The organism is Phytobacter sp. V69 (assembly GCF_965644215.1).
Taxonomy (GTDB): domain Bacteria; phylum Pseudomonadota; class Gammaproteobacteria; order Enterobacterales; family Enterobacteriaceae; genus Phytobacter.
The window spans coordinates 1-25,392 of record NZ_CBFFRL010000062.1; the positions used below are offsets into that span (position 1 = coordinate 1).

Below are 25,392 nucleotides of genomic sequence, written 5' to 3' on the forward strand. Positions count from 1 at the left end.
TGTAGTCACGATGCGGGTCGAGCAGACTGGCAGCTTTAGGGCGTGGCGAATAGACGGGCTCCGCCTTCTGATTTTTGAGATATTTTCGAACGGTATTGCGGGATACGCCCAGATGGGAGGCAATGGTGCGAATGCTCATCCCCTGTTTGTGAAGAATATGAATTTCCATAACAGCCTCGAAAGTAACCATACGCTCTCCCTTTCAGAGAGAGCAGCTTAACCCCAGGGTCAAAATTCAGCTGCTGGGGTGGGTCACTATTCCATTGCTGCTAACACTGACGTCCATCGTCGAGTGGGTATTGATAAAAGCGTACAGCGGCAGGTATTCATTGAGCTGATTGATTTCGCTACACAACTCGAGGTCGTATTCGTCCCAGTCAAATATGACGCCGCAAATACGCGGGTTGTGTTCGATGAATTTCAGCAGGTCACTGCTGTTTTGCGGCCAGATTATCTGAAACCCTTGCGCCTGTAGCGCCTGTTCAAACTCCTTTACCGGCTCATCTTTATAAAAGACGCCGTGTGGCCCCATGATGGCAATAATATTCACGGTTACCTCCTGAAAAAAACCTAAGTTAATCATAGTTGAGGTAAACAGGGGGTATAAAAAAAGCCACAACGCAGTGTGGCTTTTCGGAATGGTCTTTGCGGGCTTATCAGGCGTAGCCGTAGCTCATCAGACGCTGGTAACGGCGGTTACGCAGATCGTCTTTGCTCAGCACGTCGAGATCCGCCAGATCGGCGATCAGCTGTGCTTTCAGAGACGCGGCAATCGCTTCCGGGTTACGGTGAGCACCACCCAGCGGTTCCGGAATGATCGAGTCGATCAGTTTCAGCTCTTTCAGACGCGGCGCAATGATCCCCATCGCATCAGCAGCCAGCGGGGCTTTATCGGCGCTTTTCCACAGAATGGACGCACAACCTTCCGGGGAGATAACGGAATAGGTGCTGTACTGCAGCATATTCACTTTGTCGCCCACGCCAATCGCCAGCGCACCGCCAGAGCCACCTTCACCGATAACGGTACAGATGACCGGTACGTTCAGGCGGGACATTTCACGCAGGTTGCGCGCAATCGCTTCGGACTGACCACGTTCTTCCGCGCCCACGCCTGGGTATGCGCCCGGGGTGTCGATGAAGGTGATGATCGGCATATTGAAGCGTTCTGCCATTTCCATCAGGCGCAGCGCTTTGCGATACCCTTCCGGTGCCGGCATACCAAAATTGCGGCGAATTTTTTCTTTGGTTTCACGACCTTTCTGGTGGCCGATAATCATCACCGGACGACCGTCCAGGCGAGCGATACCACCCACGATGGCTTTGTCGTCCGCATACGCGCGGTCGCCAGCCAGTTCGTCAAATTCATCAAATGCCAGGCGGACATAATCCAGGGTGTATGGACGCAGCGGATGGCGTGCCAGCTGGGCGACTTGCCATGCACCAAGATCGGCGAAGATTTTGCGCGTCAACTCTACGCTTTTTTCACGCAGACGATGCACTTCTTCATCGATGTTAATATCCAGTTTTTCATCCTGACGACTTACTGACGTCAGAGAATCGATTTTCGCTTCCAGCTCGGCAATCGGCTGTTCGAAATCAAGGAAATTCAGACTCATAGTATTCCTGTATTAGTCAAACTCCAGTTCCACCTGCTCCGAACCAATAAGGCCACGCAGATCGTTGAGTAAACGATCGCTCGGAGAGACACGCCACGTTGCGCCGAAGCGTAACCGTGCACGTGCATCCGCCCTCTGATAGTAGAGATGTACTGGAATGGTCCCCGAGCGGTGGGGTTCCAGAGACTGACGGAGTCGGGTCAAAAGCTGGTCATCAATTTGCCTGTCCGTCAGCGAGATAGCAAGCCCGCGAGCATATTTTTCACGAGCTTCGTCAATATCCATCACTTCGCGGGCCATCATTTTAAGGCCACCGCTAAAGTCATCAAAGCTGACCTGTCCGCTGACGATCAGGATGCGGTCGTTTTCCAGCAGATGCTGGTACTTTTCCAGCGCTTCGGTGAATAACATCACCTCAAGTCGTCCGGAGCGGTCATCTAGGGTACAGATGCCGATACGATTGCCGCGCTTGGTGACCATTACCCTTGCAGCAATCACGAGCCCCGCCGCCGTGGTGACCTTGCCACGCTCGGTTGGGTGCATGTCTTTCAGTCGATAACCACCGACATAGCGTTCGATCTCTTTTAAATACTGGGTGATCGGATGCCCGGTCAGGTACAGGCCCAGGGTTTCACGTTCACCATCCAGCACCACCTGCTCAGGCCATGGCTGGCAGCTGGCATAGGACTGTTCAATCTGCTCTGGCTCTTCGGCCAGCACGCCAAACATATCCGCCTGACCAATCGCCTCGGCTTTCGCATGCTGGTCAGCCGCTTTCAGCGCATCCGCCAGCGAGTTCATCAGTGCGGCGCGATGCGGGCCAAGGCGGTCGAACGCCCCGGACATGATCAGTTTTTCCAGTACCCGACGATTCAGCTTTTTCGTATCGGTACGGGCGCACAGATCAAACAGTTCACGGAAATAGCCGCCGTTGTTACGCGCTTCGAGGATGGCTTCAATCGGGCCTTCACCCACGCCCTTGATCGCCCCGATGCCGTAAACAATCTCACCGTCGTCATTCACGTGGAAATGGTACAGACCAGAGTTAATGTCCGGCGGCAGAATTTTGAGCCCCATACGCCAGCATTCGTCCACCAGGCCCACCACCTTCTCGGTGTTGTCCATATCCGCGGTCATCACCGCCGCCATAAACTCAGCCGGATAATGTGCTTTCAGCCACAGCGTTTGGTATGAAACTAAAGCATAGGCAGCAGAGTGCGATTTGTTAAATCCATAGCCAGCGAATTTCTCCACCAGGTCAAAGATTTTCATCGCCAGTTCGCCATCAACGCCGTTTTTCTTCGCCCCTTCTTCAAAGGTGCCGCGCTGCTTGGCCATCTCTTCCGGCTTTTTCTTACCCATCGCACGACGCAGCATGTCCGCGCCGCCAAGGGTATAACCAGAAAGCTCCTGGGCAATCTGCATAACCTGTTCCTGATACAGGATGATGCCGTAGGTCGGCTCCAGTACCGGTTTCAGGCACTCATGCTGCCACTGCACGTCCGGATAAGAGATTTCTTCGCGCCCGTGTTTACGGTCAATAAAGTTATCTACCATCCCGGACTGCAGCGGCCCCGGACGGAACAGGGCCACCAGTGCGATCATGTCTTCGAAGCAGTCAGGCTGCAGACGTTTGATCAAATCTTTCATGCCGCGGGATTCAAGCTGGAACACCGCCGTGGTCTCCGAGCGCTGCAGCATGTCGAAACTTTTCTTGTCATCCAGCGGGATAGCGGCGATATCCAGCGGCGGCTCGCCGTTCTTCTCACGGCGGGCGTTGATCATCTCCAGCGCCCAGTTGATGATGGTGAGCGTACGCAGACCAAGGAAGTCGAACTTGACCAGCCCCGCGTATTCCACGTCGTTCTTATCAAACTGGGTAACCGGATGCTGCCCCGCTTCATCGCAATAGAGCGGGGCAAAATCGGTAATTTTGGTCGGCGCGATAACCACCCCACCGGCATGTTTACCGGCGTTACGGGTGACGCCTTCCAGCTTACGCGCCATATCGATCAGCGCTTTAACTTCTTCATCCGCCTCATAGATTTCCGGCAGCTGCGGTTCAGCTTCAAAGGCTTTCGCCAGCGTCATGCCCGGGTCAGGCGGCACCAGCTTAGAAATGCGATCAACAAAGCCGTACGGATGTCCCAGCACGCGGCCAACGTCGCGGATAACCGCTTTCGCCGCCATGGTGCCAAAGGTAATGATCTGCGATACCGCATCACGACCGTACATCTCCGACACGTGCTCAATAACCTGGTCGCGTTTCTCCATGCAGAAGTCAACGTCGAAATCGGGCATGGAGACACGTTCCGGGTTAAGGAAACGTTCGAACAGCAGGTCAAATTCTAGCGGGTCGAGGTCGGTAATTTTCAGCGCATAGGCCACCAGCGACCCCGCACCGGAGCCACGTCCTGGCCCTACCGGCACACCGTTATCTTTCGACCACTGGATAAATTCCATTACGATGAGGAAGTAGCCCGGGAAACCCATCTGGTTGATAACCTGGAGTTCGATATCCAGACGTTCGTCATACTCCGGGCGCTTCTCTTTACGGACCGATTCATCCGGGAAAAGGAATTCAAGACGCTCTTCCAGCCCCTCTTTGGATTTTACGACCAGGAAGTCTTCTGTGGTCATCTCCCCCGTCGGGAACTGCGGCAGGAAATACTCGCCCAGACGTACGGTGACGTTACAGCGCTTGGCAATTTCGACGCTGTTTTCCAGCGCTTCCGGGATGTCGGCAAACAACTCGCACATCTCGTCTTCGCTGCGCATATATTGCTGCGCAGAGTAGTTACGCGGACGCTTAGGGTCATCAAAGGTAAAGCCATCGTGGATGGCAACGCGGATCTCGTGGGCGTCAAAGTCGCCGGCATCGATAAAACGTACGTCATTGGTTGCCACAACGGGCAAGCCACGCTCTTCGGCAAGTTTCACCGCCGCGTGAAGATAGCTCTCTTCGTCCGCACGACCGGTACGAATCAGCTCGAGATAATAGCTGTTGGGAAAGTGCTCTTCGTAAAAAGACACGCACTGATCGACAAGCACGCTATTGCCGCGCATCAGGCTTCTACCCACATCCCCCATCCGGGCACCGGACAGCAGAATAAGCCCCTCTTTCAGTTCAACCAGCCAGTCGCGGTCAATCCACGGACCCGCCGCACCGTACCCACGTTGATAGGCCCGGGAAATCAGCAACGTCAGGTTTTGGTAGCCGACGTTGTTCGCCGCCAGTACTGTAATCTGCGTTAATTCATCAGCAAGCAGTTCGCTCTGAACGTGAAAATCCGCACCGACAATCGGTTTCAACCCAGCGCCATGTGCCGTTCCGTAGAACTTCACCAGACCACACAGGTTGGTAAAATCGGTGATCGCAAGCGCAGGCATGCCGAGCGCGGCCGCCTTTTTCACCAGCGGCCCGGTTTTCGCCAGCCCGTCTATCATGGAGTAGTCGCTATGCACCCGCAGGTGTACGAAACGTGGTTCAGCCATTTTCAGATCTCTTCACGTCACAGAATCAGGACACAAGGCCCAGCACGCGTTTGACGGGCGCAAAACTGCGCCGATGATGTTCCGTTGCGCCGTGCTCAGCCAGTTTTTCCAGATGGAAAGCCGTTGGATAGCCTTTGTGCTGCGCGAAACCGTATTGGGGAAACGTCAGATCGAGCTCGGCCATCTCCGCATCGCGGGTGACTTTCGCGAGGATCGACGCGGCACTGATTTCCGCTACCCGGCTGTCGCCCTTGACCACCGCCAGCGAAGGCATGGGCAGTTTAGGACAGCGGTTGCCGTCGATCAGGACGTATTCCGGCACGATACCCAAACCAGCGACCGCACGCTGCATCGCCAGCATGGTGGCATGCAGAATATTCAGTTCGTCTATTTCATGCGGTTCTGCACGGCCCAGACTCCAGGCCAGCGCCTTCTCTTTGATCTCACCAAACAGCGCCAGGCGGCGTTTCTCAGATAATTTTTTCGAGTCATTAAGACCGATAATCGGACGCGCCGGATCGAGGATTACCGCGGCAGTAACGACCGCACCAACCAACGGGCCTCGTCCAACTTCATCCACACCCGCAACCAAGTGCGTGTGGGGGTAAATAAATTCCATCATTGCGCCAACTCCAGTACGGCGTCTGCGGCCTGCTCATCGGCATTACAGCGGATCTGCAGATGCAGTTCCCGGAAAACATCGTGCATTGCGTGGCTGGTTTTGCCATTTGCAAGTAGGGGCAGCAACGCATCGGCCAGCGCCTGCGGCTGACATTCGTCCTGCAGTAATTCTTTCACCAGCTCACGCCGCGCCAGCAAATTGGGCAGCGATACGTAGTCGGTTTTCACCAGACGTTTTGCCAGCCAGAAGGTAAACGGCTTCATGCGATAACCCACCACCATCGGGCATTTCGCCAGCATGCACTCGAGTGCCGCCGTGCCGGAAGCCAGTAGCGCGGCATCACTGGCAATCATCGCTTCCCGCGCCAAACCATCCAGCATATGCACCGGCAGTTCAGGGGCAATGTCCGCTTTGATGCGCTCAAATTGCTCGCGGCGTTTTGCATTCACCAGCGGTACCACGACCTCAAGATCGGGATAGTGGTTACGTAACAGTTGCGCTGTACGCAAGAAATCGGCGCTCAACATCTCAACTTCCGCCCCACGGCTACCGGGGAGCAGCGCAAGGCAATGCACATCGTGGGCAATACCGAGCGTATCCCGCGACGCGTTTTTATCCGGATCCAGCGGCATTGCATCCGCCATGGTATGACCGATAAAACGGCAGGGAACGTTAAATCTATCGTAAAACGCTTTTTCGAAAGGCAGAAACGCGAGCACCAGGTCGGTGGCCCTGCCTATTTTGAAAACGCGTTTTTGACGCCAGGCCCATACCGAGGGACTGACATAATGGATGGTTTTGATGCCCTTCTTTTTCAGGTTCCCTTCAAGGGTGATATTGAAATCGGGTGCATCAATGCCGACAAAGACATCGGGCTTAAGATCGGTAAAGCGCTTGGTCAGATCGGCGCGGATATGCAGCAGGCGTCGCAGGCGACCCAGCACCTCGACAATGCCCATCACCGCCAGCTCTTCCATCTCGTACCAGGCTTCGCAGCCTTCCGCCTGCATGCGCGGCCCGGCGACACCGACGAAGCGGGCATCGGGCATACGCGCTCTCAGTGCGCGGATGAGACCGGCACCAAGAATATCGCCGGAGGTTTCTCCGGCGACGAGGGCAATCGTTAACGGACGACGTTCGGCCATTACCGAATGAGACCACGCGTGGAGCATTCAAAGAACTCGACGAACGCTTTCACTTCCGGATGCTGCTGCGCCAGTTCGGCAATCTCAGGTTTCGCTTCATCCAGCGTTTTACCACTGCGATAAAGCAGCTTGTACGCATTACGAATCGCGTGAATAGCTTCACGGCTAAAGCCGCGGCGTTTCAACCCTTCGATGTTAACCCCGAACGGCGTTGCGTGGTTGCCCTGCGCGATAACATACGGCGGCACGTCCTGCGCGACACCGGAGCAGCCGCCAACCATGACGTGCGCACCAATGATGCAGAACTGATGGACAGCGGTCATACCGCCGATGATCGCGAAATCATCAACGGATACATGCCCTGCAAGCGTAGCGTTATTCGCGAGGATGCAGCGATTACCAATCGTACAGTCATGCGCAACGTGCGTATTAACCATCATCAGATTGTCACTGCCCACCTTCGTCAACCCACCGCCTTGTACCGTGCCACGGTGAATGGTGACGCTTTCGCGGATGCGGTTGCGATCGCCAATTTCCACGCGGGTCGGTTCACCAGCATATTTCAGATCCTGGTTAACCTCGCCAATGGAAGCGAACTGATAAATCTCGTTATCGCGACCAATTTTGGTATGGCCGTTAATGACAACGTGAGACTTCAGTACGGTGCCTTCGCCGATTTCGACGTTAGCGCCAACAATACAAAACGGACCAATGTGAGCGTTAGCACCAATAACGGCACCGTCTTCAACAATGGCAGAAGGATGAATAAAGGCGGTTTTATCAATCACGTATCAGGCCTCCCGGCTACGTGCACACATCATAGTAGCTTCACAAACAACTTTGCCGTCTACCAGCGCGACACCCTTGAAGCGGGTCAGGCCACGGCGCGTTTTCTCGAAGGTTACTTCCATGATCATTTGATCGCCTGGCACAACCGGGCGCTTAAAGCGCGCTTCATCGATACCTGCGAAGTAGTAGAGCTCGCCTGGTTCCAGTTTACCGACGCTTTTAAACGCCAGAATACCGGTTGCCTGCGCCATCGCTTCCAGAATCAACACGCCTGGCAAAATCGGTTTACCAGGGAAGTGCCCCTGGAAAAACGGCTCATTCACCGAAACATTTTTAACTGCGCGCAGAAAACGACCTTCTTCAAAATCCAGCACACGGTCTACCAGCAAAAACGGGTAACGGTGCGGCAGAAGCTCCAGAATCTCTTCAATGTGCAGAGTATGAGTGTCAGTAGTCAAAATACTCTTCCTGTCTAAATATACTAAATGGCAATAATAACACGGCCCGCGGCAATCGTGAGAATGCCGACAGGCCGGGAAGTTTAAACGTAGCGAGCGAGCTATTAGTCTTCTTTATTGACCTTGCGCTCAATAGCTTTGAGACGCTTGCTCATGTCATCAATGTTCATCACCAGAGCTGCGGTTTTACGCCACACCTTGTTGGGCTGCAGCGGGATGCCGGAGGAATAAATTCCTGGCTCGGTGATAGGACGCATCACCATCCCCATTCCCGTCACGGTGACTTTATCGCAGATTTCCATATGCCCGTTGATGACGCTGGCGCCGCCAATCATGCAATAACGGCCAATTTTCAAACTACCTGCCATGATGACACCACCAGCAACCGCGGTATTGTCGCCAATCACGACGTTATGTGCAATCTGGCACTGATTATCAATGATGACACCGTTGCCAATACAGGTGTCATCCAGCGCACCACGATCGATGGTAGTACATGCGCCGATCTCGACGCGATCGCCGATGATGACGCGACCAAGCTGGGGGATCTTAACCCAGTTACCGCGATCGTTGGCATAACCAAAACCATCAGAGCCGATCACTGTGCCGGACTGAACCAGGCAATTCTCACCGATCTCGATCTCGTGGTAAATGGTCACATTGGCCCATAAACGGGAGCCTGCACCAATTTTCGTATTTTTCCCAACGAAGCAGCCCGGGCCGATGACGACATTATCGCCAAGGGTCACGCCGGATTCGATGACCGCGTTTGCGCCAATCGCTACGTTGTTGCCCAGCGTCGCATCGGGATCGATCACCGCCCCTGGGGCAATGTTCTGAGCCGGCTGCGGCGTGGTATCAAGAATTTGGGTCATACGTGCGTAAGTCAGGTAGGGGTTTTTCACTACCAGTGCAGCACTTTTGGCAAAAGGAAGATCGTCCTGCGTCATTACGACAGCAGACGCCTGACAGGCGACCAGATTTTCACGGTATTTTGGATTTACCATGAAGGTGATTTGACCTGCTTTAGCGGATTGCATGGACGCAACGCAGGTGATGACGATATCGCCATCACCGTGTAACTCTGCATCCAACTGTTGAGCTAAATCAGACAGTCGAATTGAAGGCATTACTTATTTAACCTGTTTCAGTACATCAGCGGTAATGTCTTTCACGTCACTGCTGTTGTAGATAGCGGCGTTAGAAGGGATAACCAGATCCACGCCCTGATCGGAAGCAACTTTCTTCACAGCAGTCTGGATTTTGGTCATCAGCTTGCCACGTTCTTCGTTAGAACGACGAGCCTGATCCTGCTCGAAAGCCTGACCTTTCTGTGCCAGATCCTGACGCTGAGCCTGGATGTCTTTTTCCAGTTTAGTACGATCGGCCGCTTTCATCGTGGAACCGTCGCGCTGATAGCGCTGCATTTTAGTCTGCAGGTCAGATTCCAGACGCTGCAGTTCGCTGGCACGGCCACTGAATTCGTTTTTCATTGTCTGAGAAACGCCGGAAGTCTGCGCAACCTGTTGGAACAGGCTGTTCATGTCCACGACCGCAATTTTATCGGCCGCCTGAGCAGACGTTGCCATTGCCAAACCTACACCTGCAGCTAATAACCACTTTTTCACAATTAACTCCTCACCATCCCGTTTGTACCCGTAGGTACCGTTCTTTGCGTTGGTGGGCAGTGCGAAGTGCACCGCCACAAACCATCACTACACTACTCATGCATTCCTTCGCAGCGGCAAGTTACCAGGTTTTACCAATGTTAAACTGGAACTGTTCTGCCTTGTCTCCATCGTATTTCTTAAACGGCTGGGCGTAGGAGAATACCAACGGCCCCAATGGGGACATCCATTGTAAGGCGATACCCGCAGACATACGGATATTGCTCGGGTCACTGTAATCCGGAATACCTAATGCCTTCATATCAGCAGTATTTTGCCAGTTAGTATCCCAAACGGTACCGGCATCCCAGAAGAACGACGTACGCACAGAATTCGCATACTTATCACTGATAAACGGCGTCGGCGTGATGAACTCTACGCTTGCTACGCCCATTGCGTTACCGCCCACGGCGTCACTGGAGCTACAGTATTTCTTCGTCGTCGAGTTACAGTTATCCAGTCCGCTTGCGCCGTAGTAAACCGCTTTCGGACCAATGTTATTGGACTGGAAGCCACGAACGCTGCTGGAACCACCGGCATAGAAGTTCTCATAGAACGGCATTTCTTTACCGCCTAAGCCTTCACCATAACCCCAGCGCGTACGACCCAGAATGACCCATTTATGGTCGTCATCGATCGGGAAGTAGGACGCTGTATCAATCGTAACTTTATAGAACTCGTTATCAGAACCCGGAATCGTCACCTTACCGTTCAGGTTGACACGCGAACCCTTGGTCGGGAAATATCCACGGTCAAGGTTGTTGTATGTCCAACCATAGTTGAAGGTGAAGTCATTTGCCGAGAAACCGTTGTTATCATCGGTTTTGCTGGCACTTTGACCAATAGAGTCCAGATAACGCCACATTGCCACCTGCGGTTCCATCTTCGACAGATCGTTGTGGACATAGCCTAAGCCCACACGCAGGGTGTTGTATTCGTTAATCGGGAAGCCCAGCGTGCCATCCAGACCATAACTTTTGTTGGTGTAGGAAGACAGGTCAGCATCATCAGCTTTAAAGTCATTGTAGAAGATACGCCCGCCGAGACTCACACCATCCACCGTAAAGTACGGGTTGGTGACCGAGAATTCGGAATAGGTCTGGTAGTCGTTCTTCGTACCGTTAATGCCAACGGAGTAACCAGTACCCAGCCAGTTGTCCTGCTGGACACCCACCTGGAAGCTCACGCCGCTTTCTGTACCGTAGCCGACACCGAAGTTAAAGCTACCGGTGTTACGCTCTTTCACTTTGTACACGACATCAACCTGATCCGGGCTGCCCGGAACACGCTGCGTATCGGTATCTACCGTTTCGAAGTAACCCAGACGATTCAGACGCTCTTTACCCTGGTCAACGAGGTCGCTGCCCAGCCAGGCGCCTTCCATCTGACGCATTTCGCGACGCAGAACGGCATCTTTCGAGGTGTCATTACCTTCGAAACGGATTTTACGTACGTAGTAACGGTTACCGGCATCAACGTTCACATGCAGTTTAACGGTTTTGGCCGTATCGTTGATTTCCGGCTGTGACTGAACGCGCGGGTAGGCATAACCATAGCGGCCAAGAAGCTTTTTAATATCATCTTCCATTTTGGTCACTTTGGTGCCGTTATACAGCTCGCCCGGCTGGATTTTGGTCAGGCCTTCAATCTCTGCGGAGTGGCCCGCCAGATTGCCGCTGACTTCAACGCCAGAGAGCTTGTACTGATCCCCTTCGGTCACGTTGACGGTGATGTAGATGCCTTTTTTATCCGGCGTCAGACTCACCTGCGTGGAATCAATATTGAAACGTGCATAACCGCGATCCAGATAGTAGCTGCGCAGGGTTTCGAGGTCGCCCGCCAGTTTCTGTTTCTGGTATTTACGATCGCCCACTACGTTCCACCACGGCACTTCGTCGCGCAACTGGAACGTTGAGATCAACTCTTCTGTCGTGAACGCGTGGTTTCCGACAATGTTGATCTGTTGAATCTGGGCAGATACGCCTTCCTGGAAGACCAGTTTGAGGTCAACACGGTTACGTGGCAGCGGCGTAACAACCGCCTTCACGCTGGCGCTGTATTTACCGACGCTGTAGTAAAAATCTTCCAGACCTTTTTCGATATCAGACAGCGTGGTGCGATCCAGAGATTCGCCGACACGTACGCCTGAAGCTTCGAGGTTCTGTTTCAGCATGTCATCTTTCACCGATTTGTTGCCGGAGAAAGTGATGCTGGCGATCGTCGGGCGTTCTTTCACCTGAACGAGAAGGGTATCACCGTCGCGGAGTACGCGAACATCCTCGAAGTTGCCAGTGGCAAACAGGGCGCGGATGGTGTTACTGATGTCTTCATCATTCACCGTGTCGCCTGGGCGAACCGGCATACTGAGGAGGGCCGCACCAACGGCGACACGCTGCAGGCCTTCGAAATGAATGTCCTTCACTACGAACCCGTCAGCACCGTATACGGTGGCGCTGCTAAACAGCAGCGACGCTATGAGCAACTTTTTCATCGCCATCGTTATTATGCGTTCTTCCTAACAAACTCTCTTACAACCGAGAGAAATCATTGAAAAGTGCAAGCCCCATTAACAACACCAGCAAAATCGAGCCAATGCGATAACTAAAGTCTTGAACCCGCTCGGATACCGGTCCGCCTTTCAGCTTCTCAATCGCCAAAAACAGCAGATGCCCCCCGTCAAGGACAGGTAATGGGAACAGGTTGATGATGCCTAAGTTCACGCTTATCAACGCGAGAAACATCAGGTAGTAAATCAACCCGAACTCCGCTGACATCCCAGCCCCTTGAGCGATCGAAATCGGCCCACTGAGGTTGTTCAGTTTTACGTCACCGGTTATCAATTTCCCCAACATACTGACCGTCAGCTTCATCAACTGCCACGTTTTGTCCGTGGCTTCGGCGATGGCGCTAAATGGCCCGTACTGGCGTACTGTCTTATATTCATCCGGCAGCGGGATAATTTTCGGCACAACGCCGGCAAAACCCTCTGCCTTGTTACCGGGTTTCTCATCCGGTATCAGCGTTAAAGACAAGGGACTCCCATGCCTTTCAATGTCCAGCGCTAACGGTGTGCCCGGATTATCGCGCACCAGGGTGACAAACGTCATCCACTGCGTCAGTTGCTGACCATCGACTTTAACGATCCTGTCGCCGGCTTGCAAACCTGCTTTGCTTGCAGCCGAGCCTAATTGTACCTCAGCTAACACCGGTTCAATCTGCGCACCGCGAGGACGAATCCCTAATGACGCTACCGGGTCGTCTTTATCAGGTGCAAAATTCCACTGATGTAAATCGAGAATTTTGTCCTGGCGATTGTTGCTGCCGAACGGTGCCACGCTGAGTGTGGTTTGCTTATCACCAATTTTGGCGATCAGTTGCAAACGCACAGCGTCCCAATCAGGCGTTTCGATGCCATCAATCGCTTTAAGTTCCGTACCTGGTGTAATTTGCGCATTTGCCGCGATGGAATTGGGCGCAATTTCACCAATAACCGGGCGAACACCAGGGACGCCGATGATAAACACCAACCAGTAAGCGAAGATAGCAAAGAGGAAATTGGCGATGGGGCCCGCCGCGATAACCGCCGCGCGCTGGCCAACGGTTTTATTGTTGAAGGCGTAATGGCGCATTTCCGGTGTCACCGGCTCAACGCGCTCATCCAGCATTTTGACGTAGCCGCCAAGAGGAATGACGGCGATAACAAATTCCGTTCCTTGCTTGTCTGTGCGACGCCAGAGCGCTTTACCGAAGCCAATGGAAAAACGCTCCACTTTCACGCCGCAACGACGAGCAACCCAGAAATGGCCAAATTCATGCACCGTGATGAGAACACCAAGCGCAACAATGAACGCCGCCAGATTCCAGAGAATGCTCAGCATAAAACCTTCCGTCAAATCGTCCTGAAAACCAGCAATAACAGGCAGGCAAACACAGGTACTGCCGCTGTCAGACTGTCGATGCGATCCAGTATACCGCCGTGACCCGGAATAAGATGACCACTATCTTTAATTCCCGCTTCACGCTTAAACATACTTTCCGTCAGATCGCCCAGCACGGAGGCCAATGCAGCGATCACAGAACAAAGTAATAGTGTCGAGGGGGCAACATCCAGATTAGCCCAGGCACCATAGCCCCAGGAAATAATCCCTGCGGTCAACAAGCCGCCAATAAAGCCCTGCCAGGTTTTCCCTGGTGACACCTTCGGCGCCAGCTTATGTTTGCCAAACAGTTTGCCAAACATATACGCGCCGGAATCCGCCCCCCACACCAGGATCATGATATACAGCAGCCATAGCGCGCCGCTGTAGTGGTTATCATCGTAATGCCATGACCGCAGCGCCAGCATACCCCAGAAAAAAGGAATAATTGTGAGAATGCCGAAAATCAGCCGTATGGGCTTTGAATTGCGCCAGACAGCCGCAGACCCCGGATAACCCAGCACCAATACCAGTGCGATAACCCACCACACCAGCGAAGCCCAAAGCGAAACCTCAACCACCGGCTGATGAATATTATGATGATACTCCGGCAGCATAAACAGCATTAATGCCAGGATCAGCCCACACAATACCGCCAGCCAGACACGCTGTGTCCGTGACGTAAACCCGCTCAGTTGCCCCCATTCCCATGCGGCCAGCATGCAAACGGCGAGCGTTACAATCGCAAAACCCACTGGCGGCAATAAGAACAATGCAGCAATGACAATGGGTATTAATACAAACGCAGAAATCAGGCGATACTTCAGCAAAAGCTACCCCCATCAGGCATTGTCGTCACCTGGCTCGGTGCCTCCGAAACGACGCTCTCGATTGGCAAAGGCATGCAGCGCACCTTCAAAGTCTTGTTCATCAAAATCGGGCCAAAGAACATCAGTAAAGTAAAGTTCGGCATAAGCAATTTGCCAAAGTAAAAAGTTACTTATGCGATGTTCCCCACCAGTCCTAATCACTAAATCTACAGGTGCCAGTTCATGCATGCAGATTTGCTGACTCAGCGAATCTTCATCAATCTGGTCAGGACGCAACAGCCCTTCCTGAACCTGAACGGCCAATTGCCGTACTCCCTGTACGATATCCCAACGTCCGCCATAATTCGCCGCGATATTGAGCGTCAACCCCGTATTTTGGGCAGTCAACGCTTCTGCTTTACGAATTCGCTCTTGCAGACGCGTGTTGAAACGGCTCGTATCGCCAATAATGCGCAGACGCACATTATGTCGGTGCAGGCTTTTTACTTCACTGTCCAGCGCCCACACAAATAACTCCATCAGCGCACTGACTTCCTGCGCCGGACGGTTCCAGTTTTCACTACTGAACGCGTAAAGCGTTAACGCATTAATCCCGCTGTTGGCAGCGAAAGAAACAGCACGGCGAACTGATTTCGCACCAGCTCTATGTCCGAATGCCCGTATCTTTCCTTGTCTTTTCGCCCAGCGACCGTTGCCGTCCATAATGATTGCTACATGGCGACAGCCATGTGCTGGCAAATTTTCGCTCATTGGTTGATTCGCAGACAACATAACGCGTTTTAGTCCCTGAAAAGGATTTAGCGGTACTCAGGAATACAAAAGCCTTTACGCAAAAAAGCCGTGTCAACCACGGCTTCCCCTAACAGCCCGCATTAAACAGGCTGATGGATGGCGCAGACTATATCACCGAAGCCCAACGCTAACAAATAGCATGACTATTAGTGGCTGGATTATCACCAGCTTGCGAAGCGCGTCACTTGTTTTTGCGCCACTTCACGTGCTAGCCGATCGACAACCAATACCTCATCAATGCTTTGCGGTTCGCTTAATGCCATCTGTTCCAGAACAGACAGGTTCAGCGCAGCAATATCCGTAAAACGAATAGCGGAAGCCAGAAATGCAGACACCGTCACCTCATTAGCCGCATTCAACGCCGTCGTCGCTGCCTGCCCCTGGGCAAACGCGTCTATTGCCAGTTTCAGGCAAGGGTAGCGTTCATAATCGGGCTCAGCAAAACTCAGCGCACTCAGCTTGCAGAAATCGAGGGCATTGGCACCAGAGGACACACGCTCAGGCCAGGCCATGGTATGTGCAATCGGTGTACGCATATCCGGTTCACCAAGCTGCGCTAACACACTCCCGTCCTGATAACGCACCATGGAGTGGATCACCGATTGCGGGTGAATAATCACTTCCATCTGTCGGGCAGAGGCATTGAACAACCAGCGCGCTTCAATGTATTCCAGACCTTTATTCATCATGGTGGCAGAATCAACGGAGATCTTTCTCCCCATTGACCAGTTCGGATGGCGACATGCCTGGTCCGGCGTCATTGAGGCCAGTTCGGACATGGGCGTTTCACGGAACGGGCCACCAGACCCGGTAAGCAGAATAGACGAAACGCCATTCTGCTCTAAATCAGCGTACCCCAGGTTTTGTTGGATTGTTTCCGGTAAACTCTGAAAAATAGCGTTATGTTCGCTATCAACCGGGAGAAGCTGCGCGCCGCTTTCTTTCACTGCGTCCATAAAAAGACGCCCGCAGGTCACCAGCGACTCTTTATTCGCCAGCAGCACAGTCTTCCCTGCGCGGATGGCTGCAAGCGTAGGCACAAGCCCTGCCGCACCCACGATCGCTGCCATCACCTGGTCGACATCGTCAAGTGCAGCCATCTCACAGGCCGCCTGCTGACCACTCATGACCTGCGTCGGGCAACCGCGTTGTTGTAATTCAGCGTTCAGTTGGCGAGCACTGACTTCATCGTCCATTACCGCAAAACGCGGCGTGAACTCCAGGCATTGTTCGAGCATACGGGTAACGTTTTTACCCGCAACCAGGGCGGTAATGGAAAAGCGGTCGGGATTGTGGCGAACCACATCGAGCGTGCTGCAGCCAATAGAACCTGTTGAGCCCAGAAGGGTTAAATGCTTCATGAAACGCTCACAATATTGTGCAGATTAAAAGCAAAACGCCGCCAGCAAAGCCCCCGTGGCGGCTCTCTGTACGGCGTTTTTCGTCGGTTTTTGAATCAGAACTGCATCAGTTCTGCTTCTTTATCCGCCAGCGCCGCATCGACTTTTTTGATTGCAGCGTCAGTCAGTTTCTGCACGTCATCCTGAGAACGACGGTCATCATCTTCACTGATTTCTTTATCTTTCAGCAGCGCTTTAACTTTATCATTCGCATCACGACGGACGTTACGAACGGCAACGCGTGCTTGTTCAGCTTCACCACGAACAATTTTGGTCAGGTCTTTACGACGTTCTTCGGTCAGCGGTGGCAGCGGAACGCGGATGTCAGTCCCTGCAGAGCTTGGGTTCAGACCGAGGTCGGACGCCATGATCGCTTTCTCAACGGCCGGGCCCATAGAACGATCGAACACGTTGATTTTCAGCGTACGGGAGTCTTCTACCGTTACGTTCGCCAACTGGCGCAGCGGCGTCGGAGTACCGTAATACTCAACGACGATACCATCCAGAAGGCTCGGGGAAGCGCGGCCAGTGCGCACTTTGCTGATTTGGGTTTTGAACGATTCTACGCATTTGTCCATGCGCACTTCAGCATCTTTTCTGATATCGCTAATCACGTTACGAATCCTTGAAATCTTGTCTCAGGCAAACCATACGCCACATGAGTGGTTAGTATAGTCACGTTCGGTACAAGGCACCGTAAAGATGCCCGACAGAACCGCTAAATAAATTAAGGCGGAATCTTACCCTTATTTGTTGCTCACGGGAATTATTCCGTAATCAAAGTGCCTTCACTTTCACCCATTACCACACGACGCAACGCGCCTGGCTTGTTCATGTTGAACACACGAATAGGTAATTTGTGGTCGCGAGCCAGCGTAAAGGCGGCAAGATCCATCACTTTCAGCTCTTTATCAAGAACTTCGGTATAGCTCAGTTGGTCGTACATGGTCGCAGCCGGATCTTGTGCCGGGTCGGCGGTAAATACGCCATCAACCTTGGTCGCTTTCAGTACGACGTCCGCTTCGATTTCAATGCCACGCAGGCAGGCCGCGGAGTCTGTGGTAAAGAACGGGTTACCGGTACCGGCACTGAAGATCACCACGCGATTGTTACGCAGCAGGCTGATTGCCTCAGCCCAGCTGTAATTGTCACACACACCGTTCAGCGGGAATGCGGACATCAGGCGGGCATTCACATAGGCGCGATGCAGCGCGTCGCGCATTGCCAGGCCATTCATGACCGTAGCTAACATGCCCATGTGGTCACCCACCACGCGGTTCATACCCGCTTTCGCCAGGCCAGCCCCACGGAACAAGTTACCGCCACCAATCACCACCCCAACCTGAACACCCAGTTCAACCAGTTCTTTGATTTCCTGTGCCATGCGGTCAAGGATGCTTGCATCGATACCGAAACCTTCGGAACCCTGCAGGGCTTCGCCACTCAGCTTAAGCAGAATGCGTTTATAGACGGGTTTTGCATTGGTAGCCATGTTTCTTTCCTGAGACTGTCAATAAGTAGACGGGTTTAAATCCGGCGATATGATACGTCGCCTGTCAGCGCAAACACTATAGCGATTGGCTGATTTTACTCTGAAGGGAACAAAAAGAAGCCGCCCTCAGGCGGCTGCTTTAACAATTAAGACTGCTTGGACATGGCAGCAACTTCTGCTGCGAAGTCAGTCTCAACTTTCTCGATACCTTCGCCCACTTCGAAGCGGATGAAGTTAGTCACATCAGCGCCCTGCTCTTTCAGCAGTTGGCCAACGGTTTTGCTCGGATCCATAACGAAAGGCTGACCAGTCAAAGAAACTTCACCGGTGAATTTCTTCATGCGGCCTTCAACCATTTTCTCAGCGATTTCTTTCGGCTTGCCAGACTGCATGGCGATGTCCAGCTGAACCTGGTACTCTTTTTCTACTACTTCTGCAGACACATCTTCCGGCTTAACGAATTCTGGTTTGCTTGCAGCGATGTGCATAGCCAGCTGTTTAACCAGCTCTTCGTCTGCACCTTTAGCTGCAACCAGAACACCGATACGTGCGCCGTGCAGGTAAGAACCCAGAACGTCGCCTTCCAGAGAAGCAACACGACGGATGTTGATGTTTTCACCGATTTTAGCAACCAGCGCTACACGTTCTTCTTCGAACTGTGCTTTCAGAACTTCAACGTCAGTGATTTTGCCTGCAACAGCTGCGTCCAGAACTTTGTTAGCAAATGCCTGGAAACCACCGTCTTTCGCAACGAAGTCAGTCTGGCAGTTAACTTCCAGAATGATACCGTAGGTGCCGTCGATCTTGGTGATGATCACGCCGTCAGCAGCAACGTTGCCTGCTTTTTTCGCGGCTTTGATAGCACCAGATTTACGCATGTTTTCGATTGCCAGCTCGATGTCGCCGTTAGCTTCAGTCAGTGCTTTTTTGCAATCCATCATGCCTGCGCCAGTACGTTCACGCAGCTCTTTTACCAGGGATGCGGTAATTTCAGCCATTCTTTATTCCTCGGGAGAATTTGACCTGCCCGGCTCGAAGAACCGCACAGATATGAAAGTAAAAAAGGGGCCTGAGACAGGCCCCCTAACCAAACTTGTAACTACCTGGTTAATAAGGGCTCTTAAAGAGCGAACCTTATTATTCAGCTTCTACGAAGCTTTCTTCCGCCTGGGTAGCCAGATCCTGAGAACGGCCTTCACGGACGGTCGCAGCAACAGCGTTCAGGTACAGGGTCACAGCACGGATTGCATCGTCGTTACCCGGGATAACGAAATCAACGCCATCTGGATCAGAGTTGGTATCAACGATAGAGAATACCGGGATACCCAGGTTGTTCGCTTCTTTGATAGCAATGTGCTCGTGGTCAGCATCGATAACGAACAGTGCGTCCGGCAGGCCGCCCATGTCTTTGATACCGCCCAGGCTGTTTTCCAGTTTCTCAAGCTCACGAGTACGCATCAGCGCTTCTTTCTTGGTCAGCTTGTCGAAAGTGCCGTCCTGAGACTGAGTTTCCAGGTCTTTCAGACGTTTGATGGACTGACGAACGGTTTTCCAGTTAGTCAGCATGCCGCCCAACCAGCGATGGTTCACGAAGAACTGATCGCAGCTGTTTGCAGCTTCTTTTACCGCTTCGCTTGCAGCGCGTTTAGTACCAACGAAAAGGATTTTGCCTTTACGAGAGGAGATCTTGTTCAGTTCAGCCAGAGCTTCGTTGAACATCGGTACAGTTTTCTCAAGGTTGATGATGTGAACTTTGTTACGCGCGCCGAAGATGAAAGGCTTCATTTTCGGGTTCCAGTAACGGGTCTGGTGACCGAAGTGAACACCAGCCTTGAGCATGTCGCGCATGGAAACAGTTGTCATGGTAAAAACCTCTATAGATAAAGTTGGGGTTAAGCCTCCACGTATCCCATATTACCGACCCCGAAGGGCACCCCGGAATATGTGCCGATACGTGTGTGTTATTACACAAAGTGAGATTTGGTCGCCTCAGTTCCGAAGAGGAACGGAAGTCCGGCGCGCTTTATACCATAAACAGGCGTCAGACTCCAATAGTTGTTGGCATTATGTACTGCTCTGAAACGATGAATTTCCTGTGACAGAGACGCAGCTCAGTACGACCGCGGCACGAAAGGCGAATTTCAGAATGATTCTCAATTTGGCACAGTACTCGCCAGACTGTTACCATTGACAGCACTTAGACTAGTATTGTCGAAAAAATCGACACTGATGGACAGAATTAATGGCTATCTCAATTAAAACTTCCGACGAAATTGAAAAAATGCGCATCGCTGGCCGCCTGGCCGCCGAAGTGCTGGAAATGATCGAACCGTATATCAAACCGGGCGTCAGCACCGGCGAACTGGACCGCATTTGTAACGATTATATCGTTAACGAACAGCATGCCATCTCCGCCTGCCTTGGCTATCACGGCTTCCCGAAATCCGTCTGCATCTCCATCAACGAAGTGGTGTGTCACGGCATTCCGGATGATGAAAAGCTGCTGAAAGATGGTGATATCGTCAATATCGACGTGACGGTCATTAAAGATGAATACCACGGCGACACCTCCAAAATGTTCATCGTGGGTAAACCGACCATCCTGGGTGAGCGTCTGTGCCGCGTCACGCAGGAGAGCCTCTATCTGGCGCTGCGGATGGTTAAACCGGGGATCCGTCTGCGTACGCTGGGTGCTGCCATCCAGAAATTCGTTGAAGCCGAAGGGTTCTCCGTCGTGCGTGAATATTGCGGTCACGGCATTGGTCGTGTTTTCCACGAAGAGCCGCAGGTTCTGCACTACGATGCAGATGACGGTGGCGTGGTGCTGCAGGCTGGTATGACTTTTACCATTGAGCCGATGGTCAACGCGGGTGATTATCGCATTCGCACCATGAAAGACGGTTGGACGGTGAAAACCAAAGACCGCAGCCTCTCTGCCCAGTACGAACACACCATCGTCGTAACTGAAAATGGCTGTGAGATCATGACATTGCGTAAAGACGACACCATTCCAGCAGTACTCACCGCCGAGTAAACCCCGCGTTTACTTGCCGTCTCCTCTAACGGTCTTCTCCGGAAGGCCGTTTTTTTTTGGCCTGATAATCACCTTGCTCATACCAAATCAATAATTGACCCTACCAAAATAAGATTAAAAAACGATCCACTTTGCACTTTTTCTTTGTCCAAAAACCACTCATACACATAACACATTGAATAAATTGAACTATTATAACAATGATTTATTACGTGATTCCTGGCACAGTTTTCACACCTCAAATTGGTAGTATCAATTACGAGTTATTGGTTATCCAATTTATGTAAATTCACATATGAGTTCGTACAAAATGACAAAAAAAATCATCATAGGAATTGATATTGGTACGACCGGGGTAAGATCCGTGGCTTATCAAGCCGGACAAACATGTGCAATGGCGATGGCAACAACGGAATATCCGCTGTTTACCGATCAGACGGGCGTGGCTGAACAGGATGCCAACACTCTGTTGCTCTCAACGCTGGCAGTGATGAAACGCACCGTGACAGACCTCGGTGACAGAGCCAACGACGTTGCTGGTATTGCCATCAGTTCAGTGCTGCACAGTTTTCTGGCCATCTCAGAAGAAGGCACACCTCTCACGCGCCTGATGACCTGGGGTGACTCGCGTGGACAGATTTACCTTGATGAGGTCAAAGCACAGCTTGATGTTGAGAGTCTGTACCACCGCACAGGCTGTCCGATCCATCCGATGTATTCGCTGCTTAAGATGTACTGGCTTAAGAGAACGCACCCTGACGTTTTCGCCAAAGCAGCATGGTTTGGCTCGATCAAAGATGTTGTCTTTCACCACCTCACCGGCAAACGAATGGTTGACCGTTCGATTGCCAGCGGCAGTGGCTGCTACAACATCCAGACGCTGGAATGGGATAAAACCGTTCTCTCTTTATTAGGGATCGACGATAAGCGCATGGTGCATGTTGTCCCGACCACGCACTACGAACCGATGAGTGAGTTCGTATGTGAGCGCGTCGGTTTACCCCACAGCGTACCGGTGGTGATTGGCGCGGGCGATGGCATGATGGCGAACATTGGCGTTGGCGCTATTCGCCCCGGACAAATCAATATCACTATCGGCACCAGCGGTGCTATCCGCATGGCGTCAAAAGAGCCGCGTACCGACATCAAACGCCGGACCTGGTGCTACAACGTGACGGACGATCGCTGGATGCTCGGCGGTGCCATCAATAATGGTGGCGTCTCCTTTCGCTGGGCGCGCGACAAATTTGCAGAAACCGAACAGCGCGTGGCCGACAAATTAGGGCTTAACCCTTACGCCCTGCTGACGACCTATGCGGAAAAAGTGGCGGCTGGCTCTGACGGGCTCATCATCCTGCCCTTCTTTACCGGGGAGCGCGCGCCAAACTGGAACGCCGATGCCCGCGGCACCATGCTCGGCCTGACGCTCAACCATGATAAACGGCACATCATTCGCGCCACGCTGGAAGGTATCTGTTATCGCATGCGTAGCGTGCTGGAATCGCTGGAAGAGTTAACCGGGAAAGGAGAGGAAATTCGCGTCAGCGGCAGTTTTACCCACTCGCCTGTCTGGCTACAGATCCTTGCCGATGTGATTGGTCGAGAAATTAACGTGCCGGATGTCGATGAAGGCGCGGCGTACGGCGCAGCCGTTATGGGATTGTACGCGCTGGGGGAACTGGAAAGCCTCGATAAAGCCAGCGACCTTATCGGTATTCGCCAGACCTATTACCCCAACACAAAATAAAGTGTCTTACGATCGGTTATACGGCATTTACCTCAATACCTACTGGAATCTACAACAACAATTTAAAGATATCGCCAGTTTCCAGAGAGAGAAACATCACTCGGCTTAAAGGAGTCTTTTATCATGTCTTTGGTTCTTACTACCTCGCGCGCATTTTCAGGTTGCCAAATCGCGCAAAAAATATTGACCGATGCAGGTCACGAATTAAAAATGTTAACCCCGAAAAAACCACTGAATGCCAGTGAATTAATTAACGAAGTTAAAGGTGTCAGTGCGATGTTGGCGGGACTGGATGAAATCAATGGTGATGTTATTCGCGCCGCATCTCCAACACTTAAGATCATTGCCCGCAACGGTGTGGGATATGACAAAGTCGATTTTACCACCGCTAAAGAAAACAATATTCGCGTGACCATCACCCCCGGTGCTAACAGTCTTTCGGTGTGCGAACTGGCATTCTCTTTTATTACCGGATTATCTCGCCGCATCCATTTAATGGATAAGAGCGTGCGCGAAAAATCCTGGCAGCGTGTTGCGGGTATTGAATTGCACGGCAAGACCATCGGCATTTTGGGCACCGGCGCCATTGGCCGCAACCTGGCCATTCGCTGTCATTCATCCGGTATGCGCGTGCTGGCGTACGATCTCTCCCCTTCTGAGGAACTGATCGATAACTATGGCGTGCAGTACACCAGCAATCTGGATGACATATATCGGGAGGCTGATTTTCTCTCCCTGCATCTGCCAGCTAACAAAGAGACCTGGCATATGATCAACCGGGACTCGATCGCCAAAATGAAGCAAGGCGCGTTTATTATTAATACCGCGCGTGGTGAGTTAATTGATGACGACGCCCTGTATGTCGCTTTAAAAGAGGGATATCTCGGCGGTGCGGGGCTGGATGCCTTTGTTGCTGAGCCATTTATGGATGAGCGTTTCTTTAATCTCGATAATGTTATTTTAACGCCACACACCGGGGCATTTACCAAAGAAGCCGCCGATAAAACCTTAATTATAGCCGCTGAGGAAATTGTTCGCGCGTTATCCGGAAAAGAAAACCTGTACCAGATTAATTAATTTCGAATTAACACTAAGCATAGCTCAGGCTGTGAAATAACACAGTCAGGATTCCTACATCTAAAAAACAGAACACAGAGAAATGCCTCAAAGGAGAGAGTATGAAAGCGATCGTTTATCATGGCAGCAACGATATATCTCTGAATGATCTTCCTGTCCCAAAAATTAAAGAACATGAAGTATTAATCAAAGTGCATTATGCCGGAATTTGCGGCTCCGATTTAAATATCTACGTTGGTGCACACCCCAGGGCGAAAGCGCCTTTGGTGCCGGGCCACGAATTTTCCGGGGTGATTGAAGAAGGCAACGGACATTTCGCCAAAGGGACAAAAGTTACCGTCCGCCCGTTAATCTCCTGCGGCCACTGCTACGCCTGCGAAAGCGGCAACAGTCATGTCTGCGCCACATTGAAACTCTACGGTATTGATACCGATGGCGGCATGGCGGAGTACGTCAAAGTACCGGCAGATGTCGTTCACGTGCTGCCGGACACTATGCCGATGACCATCGGCGCATTTGTAGAGCCGCTCGCCGTCGGCGTACATGCAATCAGCCGCGCCAAAATGAACGCGGGCGACAGCATTGTGGTTTTCGGTACCGGCACCATTGGTTTTTGTGTTGCAAGCGTAGCGGCAACCTGCGGGGCCAAACAGGTTATCGTCGTGGTAACCAACCCCTACCGCCTTGGGCTGGCAAAAGAAGCAGGGTTTATCGGCATTAACCCGGCCGAAGAGAACGTCGTTGAACGCGTACTGGCGCTGACCGACGGCAAAGGAGCCGATATCGCCTTTGACTGTGCCGCTCATCCTTTGGTTGCCGCGTTGCTGACTAAAGTCGTGCGCGTCCAGGGCACTATCGAAATTGTCGGCTCTTATAAAAAGCCCGCAGAAGTTGCCCTGCTGGATATCGAGTTCAAAGAGCTGACTATCGTTGGCACCCGCGTTTACGTAAAACGCGACTTCGATACCGCTATCAACTTGATTCAGTCAGGTTTTCCTTATGAGCGCCTGATTACCGTTTACCCACCAGAAAAAGCACAAGACGGATTTGAGATCTGCCGCACCGGTGGCGACGTCATTAAGGTTATGTACCAATTTTCTTAATTCATCTTACCCATTAAAAAAGTACCTACGAGGATGCAAGAATGAAAAATAACGTATTTGATTTGTCAGGGAAAAATGCCGTTGTGACCGGCGGTTCGCGTGGCCTTGGCAAATCCTTCGCCGAATCGCTGGCTAGGCTGTGTCCCTTAATCACCTGAGTTATAGTAACTGTCTTTTTCAACAACATATTGAACTATGGCTCGCTACG

The 25,392-nt window shown here is 52.2% G+C and carries 22 protein-coding genes and 1 pseudogene; 4 read left to right on the forward strand and 19 right to left on the reverse strand.

The features are described 5' to 3' along the window. The 19 genes and pseudogenes from ACSZPU_RS10910 to rpsB all read right to left on the reverse strand — a co-directional run. Positions 1-190, reverse strand: a 190-nt coding sequence (locus ACSZPU_RS10910; protein WP_498998478.1) for a helix-turn-helix domain-containing protein, incomplete at its 3' end; no start/stop codon positions are given. 81 nt (positions 191-271) lie between these two features. After that, a pseudogene (locus ACSZPU_RS10915) lies at positions 272-550 on the reverse strand (Orn/Lys/Arg decarboxylase N-terminal domain-containing protein); the annotation flags it as partial. 106 nt (positions 551-656) lie between these two features. Next, entirely contained in the window at positions 657-1,616 is a 960-nt protein-coding gene (gene accA, locus ACSZPU_RS10920; RefSeq protein ID WP_498998480.1) for an acetyl-CoA carboxylase carboxyl transferase subunit alpha, read from the reverse strand. Positions 1,617-1,628: 12 nt separating this feature from the next. Beyond that, positions 1,629-5,111, reverse strand: a complete 3,483-nt coding sequence (gene dnaE / locus ACSZPU_RS10925) for a DNA polymerase III subunit alpha (RefSeq protein WP_498998483.1) — start codon at positions 5,109-5,111, stop codon at positions 1,629-1,631. A 25-nt stretch (positions 5,112-5,136) separates the two neighbouring features. Beyond that, on the reverse strand, positions 5,137-5,733 hold the full coding sequence (rnhB, locus tag ACSZPU_RS10930; RefSeq protein ID WP_498998486.1) for a ribonuclease HII: 597 nt from the start codon (positions 5,731-5,733) through the stop codon (positions 5,137-5,139). Beyond that, positions 5,730-6,878: a lipid-A-disaccharide synthase gene (gene lpxB / locus ACSZPU_RS10935; protein ID WP_498998489.1), complete on the reverse strand. Its 1,149-nt coding sequence runs from the start codon at positions 6,876-6,878 to the stop codon at positions 5,730-5,732. Before lpxB ends, rnhB begins: the two co-directional genes overlap by 4 nt. After that, positions 6,878-7,666 carry an acyl-ACP--UDP-N-acetylglucosamine O-acyltransferase gene (lpxA, locus tag ACSZPU_RS10940; protein WP_498998492.1) on the reverse strand — a complete coding sequence of 263 codons (789 nt, stop codon included), beginning with the start codon at positions 7,664-7,666 and terminating at the stop codon, positions 6,878-6,880. The genes lpxB and lpxA overlap by 1 nt, the downstream gene beginning before the upstream one ends. A 3-nt stretch (positions 7,667-7,669) precedes the next feature. Further along, on the reverse strand, positions 7,670-8,125 hold the full coding sequence (fabZ, locus tag ACSZPU_RS10945; protein ID WP_004145858.1) for a 3-hydroxyacyl-ACP dehydratase FabZ: 456 nt from the start codon (positions 8,123-8,125) through the stop codon (positions 7,670-7,672). A gap of 104 nt (positions 8,126-8,229) precedes the next feature. After that, on the reverse strand, positions 8,230-9,255 hold the full coding sequence (lpxD, locus tag ACSZPU_RS10950) for a UDP-3-O-(3-hydroxymyristoyl)glucosamine N-acyltransferase (protein ID WP_498998495.1): 1,026 nt from the start codon (positions 9,253-9,255) through the stop codon (positions 8,230-8,232). 3 nt (positions 9,256-9,258) lie between these two features. Next, complete coding sequence (gene skp, locus ACSZPU_RS10955) at positions 9,259-9,753, reverse strand: molecular chaperone Skp (RefSeq protein WP_498998497.1); 495 nt, start codon at positions 9,751-9,753, stop codon at positions 9,259-9,261. Positions 9,754-9,874: 121 nt separating this feature from the next. Beyond that, positions 9,875-12,289: an outer membrane protein assembly factor BamA gene (gene bamA / locus ACSZPU_RS10960; protein ID WP_498998499.1), complete on the reverse strand. Its 2,415-nt coding sequence runs from the start codon at positions 12,287-12,289 to the stop codon at positions 9,875-9,877. Positions 12,290-12,320: 31 nt separating this feature from the next. Further along, positions 12,321-13,670 carry a sigma E protease regulator RseP gene (gene rseP, locus ACSZPU_RS10965; RefSeq protein ID WP_498998501.1) on the reverse strand — a complete coding sequence of 450 codons (1,350 nt, stop codon included), beginning with the start codon at positions 13,668-13,670 and terminating at the stop codon, positions 12,321-12,323. 11 nt (positions 13,671-13,681) lie between these two features. Next, a complete protein-coding gene (gene cdsA / locus ACSZPU_RS10970; RefSeq protein WP_498998504.1) occupies positions 13,682-14,539 on the reverse strand; it encodes a phosphatidate cytidylyltransferase in 858 nt (285 codons plus the stop codon). Between the two features lie 12 nt (positions 14,540-14,551). After that, positions 14,552-15,310 carry a (2E,6E)-farnesyl-diphosphate-specific ditrans,polycis-undecaprenyl-diphosphate synthase gene (gene ispU, locus ACSZPU_RS10975; protein WP_498998506.1) on the reverse strand — a complete coding sequence of 253 codons (759 nt, stop codon included), beginning with the start codon at positions 15,308-15,310 and terminating at the stop codon, positions 14,552-14,554. Between the two features lie 182 nt (positions 15,311-15,492). Continuing rightward, entirely contained in the window at positions 15,493-16,692 is a 1,200-nt protein-coding gene (ispC, locus tag ACSZPU_RS10980; RefSeq protein ID WP_498998508.1) for a 1-deoxy-D-xylulose-5-phosphate reductoisomerase, read from the reverse strand. Between the two features lie 95 nt (positions 16,693-16,787). After that, on the reverse strand, positions 16,788-17,345 hold the full coding sequence (frr, locus tag ACSZPU_RS10985) for a ribosome recycling factor (RefSeq protein ID WP_498998510.1): 558 nt from the start codon (positions 17,343-17,345) through the stop codon (positions 16,788-16,790). 152 nt (positions 17,346-17,497) lie between these two features. Beyond that, on the reverse strand, positions 17,498-18,223 hold the full coding sequence (gene pyrH / locus ACSZPU_RS10990) for a UMP kinase (protein WP_498998512.1): 726 nt from the start codon (positions 18,221-18,223) through the stop codon (positions 17,498-17,500). 146 nt (positions 18,224-18,369) lie between these two features. Next, positions 18,370-19,221, reverse strand: a complete 852-nt coding sequence (tsf, locus tag ACSZPU_RS10995) for a translation elongation factor Ts (protein ID WP_071193677.1) — start codon at positions 19,219-19,221, stop codon at positions 18,370-18,372. 139 nt (positions 19,222-19,360) lie between these two features. Beyond that, complete coding sequence (gene rpsB, locus ACSZPU_RS11000; protein WP_498998515.1) at positions 19,361-20,086, reverse strand: 30S ribosomal protein S2; 726 nt, start codon at positions 20,084-20,086, stop codon at positions 19,361-19,363. Between the two features lie 379 nt (positions 20,087-20,465). Here rpsB and map point away from each other — a divergent pair, with 379 nt between their 5' ends. The 4 genes from map to ACSZPU_RS11020 all read left to right on the forward strand — a co-directional run bounded on the left by map (position 20,466) and on the right by ACSZPU_RS11020 (position 25,184). Further along, positions 20,466-21,257 carry a type I methionyl aminopeptidase gene (map, locus tag ACSZPU_RS11005; protein ID WP_498998518.1) on the forward strand — a complete coding sequence of 264 codons (792 nt, stop codon included), beginning with the start codon at positions 20,466-20,468 and terminating at the stop codon, positions 21,255-21,257. 310 nt (positions 21,258-21,567) lie between these two features. After that, the gene (locus ACSZPU_RS11010) at positions 21,568-23,004 is read left to right on the forward strand and encodes a gluconokinase (RefSeq protein ID WP_498998521.1); all 1,437 of its coding nucleotides are present in this window, start codon (positions 21,568-21,570) and stop codon (positions 23,002-23,004) included. 123 nt (positions 23,005-23,127) lie between these two features. Then, positions 23,128-24,081, forward strand: a complete 954-nt coding sequence (locus ACSZPU_RS11015; protein ID WP_498998524.1) for a phosphoglycerate dehydrogenase — start codon at positions 23,128-23,130, stop codon at positions 24,079-24,081. A gap of 101 nt (positions 24,082-24,182) precedes the next feature. After that, the gene (locus ACSZPU_RS11020; RefSeq protein WP_498998527.1) at positions 24,183-25,184 is read left to right on the forward strand and encodes a zinc-dependent alcohol dehydrogenase; all 1,002 of its coding nucleotides are present in this window, start codon (positions 24,183-24,185) and stop codon (positions 25,182-25,184) included. The last annotated feature ends 208 nt before the right edge of the window (positions 25,185-25,392 follow it).